This is a genomic window from Flavobacterium sp. Leaf82, from assembly GCF_001422725.1.
Lineage (GTDB): Bacteria > Bacteroidota > Bacteroidia > Flavobacteriales > Flavobacteriaceae > Flavobacterium.
On sequence record NZ_LMMA01000012.1, the window covers coordinates 559,729 to 573,992 of the forward strand.

Annotated in this window: 10 protein-coding genes; 5 read left to right on the forward strand and 5 right to left on the reverse strand. The window is 32.8% G+C overall.

Features of this window, described 5'->3' with window-relative positions:
- Positions 1-34 precede the first annotated feature (34 nt).
- The 4 genes from ASF10_RS11005 to ASF10_RS11020 all read left to right on the forward strand — a co-directional run bounded on the left by ASF10_RS11005 (position 35) and on the right by ASF10_RS11020 (position 5,099).
- Positions 35-1,258 (forward strand): 3-phosphoshikimate 1-carboxyvinyltransferase, encoded by a 1,224-nt coding sequence (locus ASF10_RS11005; protein WP_056248873.1) that lies wholly within the window; start codon positions 35-37, stop codon positions 1,256-1,258.
- Positions 1,259-1,621: 363 nt separating this feature from the next.
- On the forward strand, positions 1,622-2,671 hold the full coding sequence (gene queA / locus ASF10_RS11010) for a tRNA preQ1(34) S-adenosylmethionine ribosyltransferase-isomerase QueA (protein ID WP_056248877.1): 1,050 nt from the start codon (positions 1,622-1,624) through the stop codon (positions 2,669-2,671).
- A 330-nt stretch (positions 2,672-3,001) separates the two neighbouring features.
- Positions 3,002-4,279 carry a kynureninase gene (kynU, locus tag ASF10_RS11015; protein ID WP_056248880.1) on the forward strand — a complete coding sequence of 426 codons (1,278 nt, stop codon included), beginning with the start codon at positions 3,002-3,004 and terminating at the stop codon, positions 4,277-4,279.
- Between the two features lie 376 nt (positions 4,280-4,655).
- Positions 4,656-5,099, forward strand: coding sequence for a YMGG-like glycine zipper-containing protein (locus ASF10_RS11020; protein ID WP_056248882.1), 444 nt, complete (start codon positions 4,656-4,658; stop codon positions 5,097-5,099).
- Between the two features lie 57 nt (positions 5,100-5,156).
- Here ASF10_RS11020 and ASF10_RS11025 read toward each other — a convergent pair whose 3' ends face one another.
- Both ASF10_RS11025 and ASF10_RS11030 read right to left on the reverse strand, forming a co-directional pair.
- Positions 5,157-6,968: a hypothetical protein gene (locus ASF10_RS11025; RefSeq protein WP_056248885.1), complete on the reverse strand. Its 1,812-nt coding sequence runs from the start codon at positions 6,966-6,968 to the stop codon at positions 5,157-5,159.
- A 213-nt stretch (positions 6,969-7,181) separates the two neighbouring features.
- Complete coding sequence (locus ASF10_RS11030) at positions 7,182-8,738, reverse strand: hypothetical protein (protein WP_056248889.1); 1,557 nt, start codon at positions 8,736-8,738, stop codon at positions 7,182-7,184.
- Between the two features lie 117 nt (positions 8,739-8,855).
- On the opposite strand from ASF10_RS11030, the gene ASF10_RS11035 reads away from it, so the two are divergent.
- Positions 8,856-11,246, forward strand: coding sequence for a penicillin acylase family protein (locus tag ASF10_RS11035; RefSeq protein WP_056248892.1), 2,391 nt, complete (start codon positions 8,856-8,858; stop codon positions 11,244-11,246).
- Between the two features lie 176 nt (positions 11,247-11,422).
- Here ASF10_RS11035 and ASF10_RS11040 read toward each other — a convergent pair whose 3' ends face one another.
- The 3 genes from ASF10_RS11040 to ASF10_RS11050 form a co-directional block, all read right to left on the reverse strand.
- Positions 11,423-11,866 (reverse strand): hypothetical protein, encoded by a 444-nt coding sequence (locus tag ASF10_RS11040; RefSeq protein WP_056248895.1) that lies wholly within the window; start codon positions 11,864-11,866, stop codon positions 11,423-11,425.
- A 364-nt stretch (positions 11,867-12,230) separates the two neighbouring features.
- Positions 12,231-12,731 carry a nuclear transport factor 2 family protein gene (locus ASF10_RS11045; protein WP_056248899.1) on the reverse strand — a complete coding sequence of 167 codons (501 nt, stop codon included), beginning with the start codon at positions 12,729-12,731 and terminating at the stop codon, positions 12,231-12,233.
- A gap of 1 nt (position 12,732) precedes the next feature.
- Entirely contained in the window at positions 12,733-14,241 is a 1,509-nt protein-coding gene (locus ASF10_RS11050) for a serine hydrolase (protein ID WP_056248901.1), read from the reverse strand.
- Positions 14,242-14,264: the final 23 nt, after the last annotated feature.

Sequence of the window (14,264 nt, forward strand, 5' to 3'; positions counted from 1 at the left end):
CATAATTCATAATTTACAATTTACAATTAAAAAAATGAATTTACTACTCCAGACAACTCAACATAATTTACAAGGACAAATTGCAGTAACAGGATCAAAAAGCGAAACGAATCGTTTATTGTTGTTAAAAGCATTGTTTCCAAATATTACATTAGCGAATACATCAAATTCTGATGATAGCGAAGTAATGCAAAAAGCTTTAATAGGAAATGACCAAATTGTAGACATTCATCATGCAGGAACTGCAATGCGGTTTTTAACGGCATATTTTGCTGTAAACGAAAGTCGCGAAGTCGTAATGACAGGTTCAAGCAGAATGCAGGAACGTCCGATAAAAATTTTGGTTGAAGCTTTAGGACAACTGGGAGTTGAGATTTCTTATGAAAAAGAAGAAGGCTATCCGCCAATTCGAATTAAAGGAAAAAAAGTAACCGCTTCAAAAGTTACTTTGGCAGCAAATGTAAGCAGTCAGTATATTTCGGCACTTTTATTAGTCGCTTCAAAATTAGAAAATGGTTTAGAACTGACTTTAGAAGGGGAGATTACTTCGATTCCGTATATCAAAATGACTTTGGCTTTGTTGAACGATTTAGATATTCAAACCAGTTTTGAAGGGAATGTAATTAAGGTTTTTCCAAAAGCTGAGGTTGCAACAAAAGAAATGGTTGTAGAATCTGATTGGAGTTCAGCATCTTACTTTTTTAGTTTAGTTGCTCTGGCAGATACAGCTTCGATTACTTTAAGCAGTTATAAAGAAAATAGTTTGCAGGGAGATTCTGAATTGGTTTCACTTTACGAGAAATTAGGAGTTCAGACTACTTTTCAGGACAATAAAATGACGTTGATAAAACAAGAGAATTTTAAATTTGAAACCGTAAATTTTGAACTAAATAATACTCCGGATATTGCACAAACTATTGTAGTAACGTGTTTGGGTCTGGGAATTGGTTGTCATTTGACAGGTCTTCATACATTGAAAATTAAAGAAACAGACAGACTTGAAGCACTAAGAATTGAACTGACAAAATTAGGAGCAAATATCTCAGTTACAAACGATAGTTTAACTCTGATAGCTTCAGAAAACATCAATCATAATGTAAAAATTGCCACTTATAACGATCATCGTATGGCAATGGCATTTGCACCTTTAGCCTTAAAAGTCCCTATCATTATCGAAAATGCTGAAGTAGTTTCTAAATCATATCCTGATTTCTGGAATGATCTGAAAGAATTGAACTTCCAAGTTTCGGAATTGTAGAAATAAAATAATCGCTACAAATTCAAGAATTATTTAATAATAAAGCTTAAAAATTCGTGAATTCGTGGCGAAAAAAAATAGCCCCTAGTTTTAACTAGGGGTTTTTTATGTCCTGATTTTTCGGCTTTTGCCAAATAAAAGCATTAGCAATTTTTTAGACAATCCCAATTAAATGAACTTATATAACTTATATGGTGAAATTCCATTTTTTTATGTTGCCAAAACACCACTAAATCAACGACTTTTAAAAATAAACGTCAAAACACTTGACAACGCCTATCTCACAGTCGTATATTTGCACACGATTAAAAATCAGGTATTCAAATAATCCTGATCGAAATCTATAACTCATAACTTTCTCAAATGAAATTATCACATTTTCAATTTAATTTACCGAAAGAACTTTTAGCAGAATTCCCGGCAGAAAACAGAGACGAATCTCGTTTAATGGTGATCGATCGTCAAAAACAAACTATAGAGCACAAAATGTTTAAAGATGTTATCAATTATTTTGATGACGGAGACGTTTTGATTCTTAACAATACTAAAGTTTTCCCTGCACGTTTGTATGGAAACAAAGAAAAAACAGGAGCAAGAATTGAAGTTTTCTTATTAAGAGAATTAAATTCTGAGCAACGTCTTTGGGACGTTTTAGTTGATCCGGCTAGAAAAATTAGAATTGGTAACAAACTTTATTTTGGTGATGACGATTCGTTAGTTGCTGAGGTAATCGACAATACGACTTCTCGTGGTAGAACTTTACGTTTTTTATATGACGGTTCTTACGAAGAGTTCAGAAACAAATTGACAGAACTTGGAGAAACTCCAATTCCTAAATACATCAGTAGAGAAGTAACAGCTGAAGATGCTGAAAGATACCAAACTATCTACGCAAAAGAAGAAGGAGCTGTAGCTGCACCAACTGCAGGTTTACACTTCTCGAAACACCTTTTGAAAAAATTAGAAATCAAAGGAATCAACTTTGCTGAAGTTACACTTCACGTAGGTTTGGGAACTTTTAATCCGGTTGAGGTTGAAGATTTGTCTAAACACAAAATGGATTCTGAAGAATTGATCATCAAACAAGAAGCTTGTGATATTGTAAACACTGCAAAAGCAAATAAAAAACGTATTTGTGCTGTTGGAACAACTTCGATGCGTGCTATTGAAAGTTCAGTTTCATCTCAAAATACTTTAAATCCTTATGAAGGATGGACAAATAAATTTATTTTTCCTCCTCACGATTTTAGTATTGCAAACTGTATGATTACAAATTTCCACACACCAAAATCAACATTATTAATGATGATTTCTGCTTTCTGTGGACATGATTTAATGAAACGTGCATACGATGAAGCAATCAAAGAAGAATACAAATTCTATTCTTACGGAGATGCAATGTTAATTATCTAATTAGAATTTATCTCATAAGTTAGACCCGACAGGTTTTTAAAACCTGTCGGGTCTTCTGTTTTTATGATTTTCAGGTTTCAGGTTTCAAGTTTCAAGTTTGACATTAGTTGCGAAATTTAAACGCAAAGTTCGCAAGGTTTTTTTGCTCAGTTGTGTTTGCGAAATGTAAAAGAGCGCAACGCTTTGCGAGCTTAACGTTTTTTAAATGCTAGACTTAAAAGAGACTTTGCGAACTTTGCGGTTAAAATGCACAATGCATATCAACTTGAAACCTGAAACTTGAAACAAAACAAACTTTTTCCTTATTTTTACGATTCAAAATAATAAAAAATGACTTTTCAAAATACACGCGAATTCGCACGAGAGCTTGATTCGCAAGACACATTAAACCAGTATCAGGATCAATTTATATTTCCTAAAGTAAATGACAAACGCGTAATCTATTTTACAGGAAATTCTTTAGGATTACAACCCAAACGTACCAAAGCTTATATCGACGAAGTAATGAAAGATTGGGCAGATCTTGCCGTTGAAGGTCACTTTTATGCCGAGAAGCCGTGGTGGGATTATCAGGAAAGATTTGCAGAACCATTGAGCAAAATTGTGGGAGCATTACCATCAGAAGTTACGGTAATGAATACTCTTACGGTAAACCTTCATTTATTGATGGTTTCTTTTTATCAGCCAAAAGGGAAGCGTTATAAAATTATCTGTGAGGAAAAAGCATTTCCATCAGATCAATATATGTTTCAGAGTCAAGTACATTTTCATGGATATAAAACAGAAGATGCTATTGTAGAAATCAAACGTCGTGAAGGAGAACACAATATTCGTCTTGAAGATGTTTTGGCAAAAATTGAAGAAGTTGGTGATGAATTGGCTTTAGTTTTAATTGGCGGGGTAAATTATTATACAGGACAAGTCTTCGACATTAAGACCATTACCGAAGCCGGACAAAAAGCAGGAGCAAAGGTAGGTTGGGATTTAGCACATGCTGCCGGAAACATCAAATTAGAACTTCATGATTGGAATGTAGATTTTGCTGCCTGGTGTAGTTACAAATATATGAACTCAGGACCAGGAAATGCTTCGGGTTGTTTCGTTCATGAAAAGCATCACAATAACCCGGATCTGCCTCGTTTTGCAGGTTGGTGGGGACATAATAAAGAACGCCGTTTTAAAATGGAACCAAATTTCGATCCGGTTCACGGTGCAGATGGTTGGCAAATTAGTAATTTACCGGTGCTTTCTTTAGCGCCTTATTTAGCTTCTGTAGAAATGTTTGCTGAGGTTGGCATGGATGCTTTAATCAAAAAGAGAGATCATATTACTTCATACTTAGAATTTATTTTACATGAAATTGATAAAGAAGTAAAAGGTAATTTCGAAATTATAACGCCTTCAAATCCTGCAGAAAGAGCGTCTCAATTATCTGTTTTTTTACACGGAGAAGGAAGAAGTTTATTCGAGTATTTAATGAAAAACGGTGTCATTACAGATTGGCGCGAACCTAATGTAATTCGTCTTGCCCCAGTTCCGTTATATTGTTCTTATGAAGATATGTACGACTTTGGACAAATCCTGAAAAAAGGAATTTTAGGAAAGTAAAATATATTCATCTCGTAAAGTCGAAAAGTTTTTTTAATTAAAGTCAGTCTCTGCGTGATGTTTGTCATTTCGACGAAAGGAGAAATCACACACGAAATTCCATATCTAGAATCGCCAATCTTTGTCGATCTTCTAGTGTGATTTCTCCTTTCGTCGAAATGACATAAAATGAGAAAAACTTTGCGCCTTCGCGACTTTGCGAGATTTTTTTTTCGCGTAGTTATTAGAAAATCCGCGTTTTGCTTTAGCAATCCGTTTCATCCGCGTCCAAATTAAATTTCAATCTTCAAATTCTATAACCTTTCCGTCAAATCATGTAACTTCAACAAAAGCAATATGCTTTAATTTGTAGTGTAATAATTTAAAAACTACAATCATGAAAGCCTTATATATTTTATTCGCCGCTTTATCAATCGTTTCTTGTCAAAACCAAGGAAAAGAAGATATTAATAAAGCAAAACAAGCTAGTATTGATTCAATGAGAGTTGAGATTGATAAACAAAGAGTTATTGATTCAATGAAGACAGAAATGGCAAGCCTTAAAGAACAGCAGGTAGAACAACAAAAAGTAGAATCTCAAAAAGTTGTGGTAGTACATCAACAACAAGCAGACGGAACTGCAACTACAACAACTACCCAAAAGAAAAAAGGGTGGAGTGCTACTGCTAAAGGTGCCGTAATTGGTGCTGGAGTTGGTGCTGCAACCGGAGCCATTGTAAGTAAGAAAAAAGGTGAAGGTGCTATTATTGGTGGTTTAGCAGGTGCTGCATTAGGAACTGGAACAGGTGCTGTTATTGATAGCAAAAAGAAAAAAGAATAAATCAATTTTCTATATAAATAAAACCCCCGATTTAATTTAAATCGGGGGTTTTGAGTTTTATGCCAGTTCTAAAGTTGGAATTTTTATGTTAGATAATTCTATTTTATAAAATTCAAAATCACTTTTAATCTTATTCAAATCCTGCTTAAAATGTAAAGCAGGTGATAGTAAAGTATTATAATATTCTATTCCTTCAAGAATGTTGGTTTTAAAAGTATTCCACTTTTTAAGTTGTGCATTTGTTATATCTCCTGAAATGTTTTCGATTTCATTTCTAAAATAATCCACATACATTTTTAATTCTTTCACAAATAAGTTCGGACGATCATTAGTCCTCAAAACAGACTTATTTCCATAAATATGACCCAACATATCAACCAGAGAAACTTCTTGGTCAAAATAAGCCATATTTGGCCCGGGACAGATAACAACTCCTTGTGCCTGACCTTTTATTTTAATATCATTCTCTAAATACGAAGCATTGGCTAAACCTACACATAGACAAGATTTTTCGGTAATTGCAAATTTTGCTTTTTCGAAAGCTTTAGGCGACATCGTTTCTTTTATGTTATCTAATTCTTCCAGTTTATGATCCTGAAATTTTTTCGAAGCCGTGCAAATTCCGTGTGGATCATATTCTTTACTCAAAGCAAGAAATTTTTTAGGACAAGAACTTCCGGCTTTGTTTTGGTCGATTCTTTTTTGTTTTAAAATTTCGTTTGTAGTTCCTCTTAAAGTATTAAACGGAACTCCTAAAGGCGAAATATGACTTAGATATAAATCTTCTTCTTTTGCATTCATTAATAATTCACGAGTCGCTTTGTCCACAGACGTTGCTTCTGGAACTAATAAAAACGGAGATCCCCAACCTATAGAATCTACTTTGTAGTTTTCTAGTAAAAACTCATGCTCTTCAGCAGTTCCTACGCCGCCCTGAACCGTAATCTTAAGAGGTAAAGGATTCTCTGGAGCATAAATTTGTTTTTGCTGTAATACTTTTGTCATCAACTCATGTGCAGATTGAATGAGCTGATCTTTCTTTTGTTTAAATTCTTCTAATATTGGTCCTAATAAAAGTCCGTCAGTCGCAAAAGCATGTCCGCCACAGTTTAATCCGGATTCAATTCGGTATTCAGAAACCCAAAGCCCTTTTTTAGCTAAAAAATTCCCCTGAATCATGGCAGATCTAAAATCGCTAACTTTTAAGGTAATTTTCTTTTTCAGCTCATTATTCAGATTGGGAAAAAAGTCTGAAAAATTCTCGAAATAGCTAAACAATCTCGGATTCATTCCTGCAGAAAGAACTACAGAAGATTCAAGATTACTTTTTGCAAAACCTCTTAAGGCAGCATGCGCATCATTAAATTCGATAGGAAGCTGTTCGTTTTTATCAAAATTATCTTTATCAAGTTTAGTCATGATATTCACGTCGATTTCTCCGGGAGAAAGATGTGATTCGATATAATTTTGAATGTTGTCTTTAAAAGAAATTCCGTCATCTAACAAATTCTGAAATCCTTTTTTTATATCTGATGTATTAGGCAACATCGCAATATAATTTTCTACGGCAGCTTTGCTTTCTATTAGTTCCGTTTTAAAATTGTCGAATTTTTCTTTTACAATTTTATCTACTAAATTAAGGTATGAAGTAATTCTTTCGGCTCTGTAATCCTGAAATTTCTGACTTATTTCCTCGTAAGGAATATTGAATTTGGTGCTGTAAAAGTTACGCATCTTTTCAATCAGATCATCATCAGCTATAGAAACCACAGACGAAATACCGTATTGTGCCACTCGAATTGGGCTGTCAATCGTATATGCAAGTCCCATAACAGGAATATGAAAAGTGTGCAAAGGCTTTTTTGTCATTTGTTTTTAGATTAAAATAAAAACAAATGTTGGGAAATAATTTTTCAAAAAACCTGATAATTGTCAGGTTTGAAAATAGTTGAAAATTAGATTATCAGAAAAGTTAGCCACGAATTGCACGAATTTACGCGAAATATTTTTAAAATTAATTCGACTAAAAATTCGTGCTAATTCGTGAAATTTAGGGCAAAAAAAGCAACCGTGTCTAAAAAATTAAATCAAAATTTTCTTAAGAGATTCAGCAATACTTCTCCATAGAAAATTATAGAATGATTTTTCCTGAATTCTTTCCAGCTCTACATCAGCGGTTTTTGGTTTGTCTTTTGAATCGTCTTTGATCAGTAAATTCACAATTGCTGATTTTAATTTGGCTTCTTTTTCGGGATTTTTCTTTTTATATAATTTTACTTTTAAATCGTCGTAATCTAGTGAAGCATTTCCTTTAGCGATATTATCATTTCCGTAAAAATTAAAACGGTACTTGTTAAATACTCCGGTAAAAGAAGCATTCATGTAAGGTTTGCTAAATCTGCCCATTGCGGCAACATCAAAGTTCGAGATTGTTCCCTGAATATGAAAACTGTCTTTTTTGTCCAACACATTAAAACTCCAAATAACATCCAGAGGAGAATTTTTCATGAATATACAGTTGACTTTGATCTTTACATCTTTCATTTTTTTTAATCCAAAACCACTTTTTAGATTTGTGACCTGCATATTAAAACGATCAAAGTTTAAAATTCCGGGACCTTTTTCAAATTCTTTTTCTTCTTCATAAACTAATTTCGATTTTAGAATTTGTATTGTGTCAATTTGAAGGGGAAATTTAATATTGCGCAGTAAATGATTGTAAAGATATTTTTTACTCAAATCATCTTTTGGCATTTTGCCGCGATAAATATTGGCATCAAAATGATTTACGATAAGAGAATTTGCTTTAAAATAAAAGCGGTCGTTTTTGAAACCCCAGTCCATTTTTTCGACATGTGCAGAATCAAATTTCAGGGTATTAATATCTTTTTCCTTAGCGAGATATTTTACAAATTCTTTGCGGCTAAGTTGGGGGATATAAGAGAAATTGTTGATTTTTAGAAAGTTTTTTTCAGTACTTATTTTTCCAATATTCATATGATAAAAGGCACTCTCACGATAAAAGATGCTATCAATTACTAATGCATAGCTTTTATATTGAATAGGAATTTTTTGGTCTAAAGTGGCGTCAGTAATTAAAATTCCTTCAAGTTTCAGGATAATTTTTTTAACACTTAAAATAGGTTTTTCAGTGTCTAAAGAAACGACATCGACCGTTCCGTCATTTAAATAAATATTCGAAACTGAAACTATTTTTCTAAAAGGTTCAACAATTTCCTTTTTGATGCTTTTACTGTCATTGATAAGTTTTTCGCCTTTTTTGTATAAAATTACACGCGGTTTATTGATGATAATGCTTTCTGCCTGAATAACATCGTTAAAGGCTAGATCCCAAATGTTAAAGTGCTTAATTGTGATGGATTCTATTTTAGAGAAAAGCCCGTTTTTACTGTCTTTTGGCTGATTTTTTGGGCTTACTAATAATGTCGTAGCATTGATATTTCGAGAAAGCAGCGAAACTTCAATTTTTTCATATTGAATATTGTATTCCGTTTTGTTTTTTTCGTTTATGATAATGGGTAATTGCTTTTTTATCCAATAATTGAGACCTATATTGACTAAAATCACAAAAAAGAACACTGAAATTACACCGATCGCTATTTTTTTATAGATTGACATTTATCGTATTGATTTTAAATACATAAATTTAGACTTTTAAAAATGATGTTTTTTACACGATTCAATCTTAAAGTTACATCATTACGGAAATCTTTATCATTATACTTTTTTTGGAATATGAGAAAAATTAAAAAAATTCTGTTGGTTTTATTAGTATTGATTGTTGTTCTGGGAATAGGTTTATGCGCCTATATTTTTCATTTAAAACCCAAATACGAAGGTGAATTAAAATTGAAAAACATTCAAAAAGAAACCACTGTGTATTTTGATGATTTTGGAGTTCCTCATATTTATGCCAATTCTGAAAAAGATGCCATGACAGCTTTAGGGTATGTTCATGCTCAGGAAAGATTATGGCAAATGGAATTACTACGCAGAATTGCACCGGGAAGATTGTCTGAAATTTTTGGATCTGTGGCGCTTAAAAATGATAAGTTTTTCTCCGGAATTGGTATTGAAGAAGCTTCGGCGAAAGCCATTGCTAAACTGGATAAAAATAGTCAGAGTTATAAAATGACAATGGCTTATTTAGACGGAATTAATCAATATTTAGAACAAGGAACAACACCTGTTGAGTTTACTTTGGTAGGAGTTAAAAAAGAAAAATTTACAATAAAAGATGTTTATAATATTTTTGGATATATGTCTTTTAGCTTTGCGATGGCTCAAAAAACAGATCCTTTACTGACTGATATTCGAAATAAATATGGAGCTGAATATTTGAAAGATTTAGGAATCGAAGGCGAATTTAATACAACGCAAATTAAAAGTTCAAAAGAAAATATTGAAGAATATACTACAATCGCAAAATCTGTTGCAGCGTTATTAGATAATTCTCCAATTCCGCCTTTTGTAGGAAGTAACAGTTGGGTTGCAGGTCCTAATAAAACCAAAAACGGAAAAGTAATTTTTGCTAATGATCCGCATATTGGGTTTTCGCAACCGGCAACGTGGTACGAAGCGCATTTAATTACGCCTGAATTTGAATTATACGGTTGCTATTTGGCTGGAACTCCGTATCCATTATTGGCGCACAATCGTGATTATGCTTACGGATTAACAATGTTTGAAAATGATGATATTGATTTTTATCAGGAAAAGAATAAAACAGGAGATTCAAACCAATATCAGACTCCAGCAGGTTTTGCAGCTTATGAAACCAGAAAAAAAACAATTAAGGTAAAAGATACTTCAGATGTAGTTCTTACGGTTAAATCAAGCCGTCATGGACCCATAATGAATGATTTGTTAGAACGATTAGATCGAAAAAATCCTATTGCAATGTCGTGGATTTATACCCAACAACCAATACAAATTTTAGATGCCGTTTACGGACTATCACATGCTAAAAATAAAGATGATTTCAGGAAAGCGGTTCAATTGGTCGCTGCGCCGGGATTAAATGTTATGTATGGCGATGCTAAAGGAAATGTTGCGTGGTGGGCAACCGGAACGCTTTATAAACATGATAAAGGAGTGAATTCTTTCTTTATTTTAGATGGTGCGAGCGGTAAAGATGATATCAAAGAATATCTCGATTTTTCGAAAAATCCATCTGCAGAAAATCCAAAATGGGGATATGTTTATTCAGCAAATAATCAACCGGAAGCTATTGATGGATATTTGTATCCGGGTTATTATTTGCCGGAAGATCGTGCCAAAAGAATTTCGGGTTTGATGGATGCAAAATCTGATTGGGATAAAGAAGCAATCAGTAAAATGATTTTTGATAATACCTCTCCAATTGCTCCGGATGTAGCGCGAAATTTAATTTTGAATCTAAACAGCAATTCACTTTCAGCAAAAGAAAAAGAAGTAATTGCGGCTTTGAAATCATGGAAAGGAACCAATAACTTAGAAGATGTTGGACCAACGATTTATAATAAATGGATTTATTTGTACCTCAAAAATACTTTTGAAGATGAAATGGGAGAAGATAATTTTAATTTATTCCTTGGATTATCATTAGGAAAACAAATTATTGCACGACAAATTGAAAATGAAAATTCAGTTTGGTGGGATAATATTAAAACTAAAAATGTAAAAGAAACCAGAAGTCAAATTGTTTCGAAATCATTTCATGATGCGGTAAAAGATCTTCAGGAACAATTAGGAGATCAGGTTGCCGATTGGAATTGGGGAAAAGTACATACAGTAGAACACGAGCATCCATTAGGAAAAATAGCAGCTTTACGCGGACTTTTTGACGTAGGGCCATTTCCGGCTCCGGGATCAAACGAAGTTATAAACAATCAGTTCTTCGGATTTAATAAAGAAGGTAAATATTATGTAAAAGGCGGACCATCAACCAGAAGAGTTGTTGATTTCTCAGACATAGAAAATAGCTGGAGTATTTTGCCAACCGGACAATCCGGAAATCCGTTTAGTAAACATTATGATGATCAGGCAGAAATGTATAATGCAGGAAAGTTCAGGAAGATGAAATTGAACAAAGACGAGATTATAAAAACTTCGACTAAATTGGTTTTCAAACCAGCGAAAGAGTAGTTTTTGTTTCAGGTTTCAGGTTTCAAGTTTCAGGTTTGAAGTTTCAGGTTCTCGGTTTGTGTAGTTTTACCGCAAAGCTTTTGTCTTTTTTAATCTTTGTCAAAGTTTAAAACTTTGACAAAGATCTGAAAACTTAGAACCTTAGCAACTTAGCACCTCAGAACCTAAAAAAAACTTTATTTATATTTTCCACGAACAATATCATTAGCAAATATCTCCAGGTTATAAGCCAGGGCATCATTGGTAATCATGACATTTGTAGTTTGATATGCAGTATCTTGTTTGTATGTTTTTAGTAACGTTTCTAATTCTATTTCGTTGTAAAACGCAAACATATTATAAACAGCATCTCTAAAATTTTTATAATTGATGCTTTCAGTTATTTCTAAGGTCTTTTGGTCGTTCCATTTTTCTTTTTGAGCTGCTTCGTTTATGGTTTCCAGACAAAAATCAACAACATAGTTTTTGTAATGCGCTGCTTCAACAATTTTATCTATAATAATTTTGTTTTGCTGAGTTGGCATTGGTACCGTTTTCGCAGCTGTTTGAGAAATACAGATAGTTGGGATAAAAAGACATAGTAATAAAACTAAAAGAGATTGCTTCTTTAATTTTTTCATAGGTTAATTAATATTACTTACAACTTTAACCGCTGTAAATGAGGTTGATTTGGAATTTTTGAATTATTTTTTCAGGCAGTGCTAAAATAGTTTTTTTATGCCAAATATGGAATTGCAAAAACATTTTTACAAAAAAAAACTCTTATAGTTTTGGTTTTAAACCAGAACTATAAGAGTTGGTAAGATAAAGATTACCGCTCTTAAAATATTAAATTTGCGGAGTATTATTTTTTTGATTTGATGATTGAAACTTTATAACCTTTTGTGATTATGTTGTCGTTTAATTGTTAGACGACTCATAGTTAAATAAGTTTCAATATCGATGCTGTTTTTTTATTATCCTGAATAAAAAATAAGGAATGAACTATTTTTTGATAGGTCTATGCTCATAGCTCACGATTCGTTTTAGTTTCCAGTCTTTGTTTTTTCGTTCCCAGATATGAATAAATTTCCCGGTTCCTTCCGGTTTACCATCAACATAAAAAGTATGTTCACCTATTTGTACAGCTCCAAAATCTCCCAATTTATCAATTGTGCAGGAGTTTAATTTTCGGGTTAGTTTTTCTGTTCGGATACATTTTTCGTTTAATGATTTTATTTCATTTTCTTTCGAAACATTTAGACCAAAACGATCGTCGTAAAACTCAACATCGTCAGCAATTATTTTTTTAAATTGTGCTGCATCACATTGATTAAAGGCAACATCAAAAAGCAAACTATCCATTTTAATGATTTCAGTTTTTAGAAGATTCATTTTTAGAACTTCATTATGAGTTTGTCCTGTGGCTTCTCTACTTAAAAATAGAATAAAAAGCACTATTATATTTATCATAGGAGTCATGATTGCGTTCTTATTAATATCCATTTTATTTCGTTTCAATGTCAATTATTTTCTTTCCGTTTTCGCCTAAATAATGATTTACTATTTTTTCATATACCTTATATCCGTCATCAACATTGGTAAAAATAATCAAACCTTGTTTCGTTTTTGGCAGTAGCAAAACGATAGTCTGAACTCCTTGATCTGCTCCGCCATGTGATAAAGCATAATCATTGTTTCCTAAATCATATATTTCGAAACCTAGTCCAAAATATTTATTTTTCTTTGTTTCAACCTGATGCGATATCATGTCGTCAAATACCTTTTTGCTCAATCCGTCACTGTTCATTACGCTGCATAAAAACGTTCCGTAATCTTCAATTGTCGTGAGTAAATCATCTGCAGCATTTGCAGTTTTATTTTTAGTTGGCTCATAATCATTTCCTTTATTGTCATATCCAATTGCATATCTTGAAACATCGGTTATATCGTTCCATACAAACTTAGTGTCGTTCATTTTCAATGGTTTGATAACTAATTCATTCGATAACTGTTCTAAAGTTTTGTTGAATTTTTTTTCAAGTGCTTTTCTCAAATATTCAAATCCTTCACCTGAATATTGATATTTTGTTCCGGGTTTAAACTTAAAATCCAATTTTCCTGATTCGTTCATAAACCTCCAATTTGGAAAACCTGTCTGGTGACTTAGAATTATTCTTGTGGTCAGTAATTTCACATTTGGGTCATTTGCAATATCAGGATCAGTCCAGTATTTATACAACTGTTCATCTAAATTCAATTTTCCTGAACTTACCAGTTTTAATGCTACAATTGCGGTTATAGGTTTAGTCAGTGAAGCAACATTCCAAATTGTGTTATAAGGAGCTGTAACTCCTTTTTTGAGCTCTCCAAATACTTTTATTTGCTGTAATTTTCCGTTATTGATTACTCCAATTCCAAGCGCAGGAACATTATTTTGTTTCAGCCATTTTTGAATTTCCGTTTCATTATCAAAAATGCTTGATTTTGTGCCTGCCGTATTTACGTTCTGATGATCGTAACTAAAGGACCTTCGCAGTTTCCATGTGCCGTTTTCTAATGTCCAGACATGAGTAAATCTTGCAGTGCTGCCAAATTTATCTTTCTGTCCTGGTACAGGTTCAAAAAATTGATGAATCCCAACTTGTAAAGCACCGTAAAGAATTCCGTTTTTAGATAAAGGATAAATTTCGGTACTGCCTTCGACTAGATCTCTTCTGGCTTGGTAGGTTTTGGTAGAAGAACATAAACCCTTTCGAATATTTTTTAGAAATAAAGCCCTATCCTGAATGCTGTCTTTATCATGATAAAATTCGAAGTTGTCGCTTAGTAGATTTTCGAACTGCGAAACATCACAAGTATTAAAGCCAACTTTAAAAAGAAGACTGTCTTTTGACATGATAGTCTTATACAATTTTGAGTTTTTTTCTTCCTGAGAAAATCCAATGTGGAATTGGATGAGCAGTATTCCAACTAAAAGTGCTTTTAGCCGGAAAAATGAGTTGTTGATTTTCATTTTATGATTGATTTGATTGATTG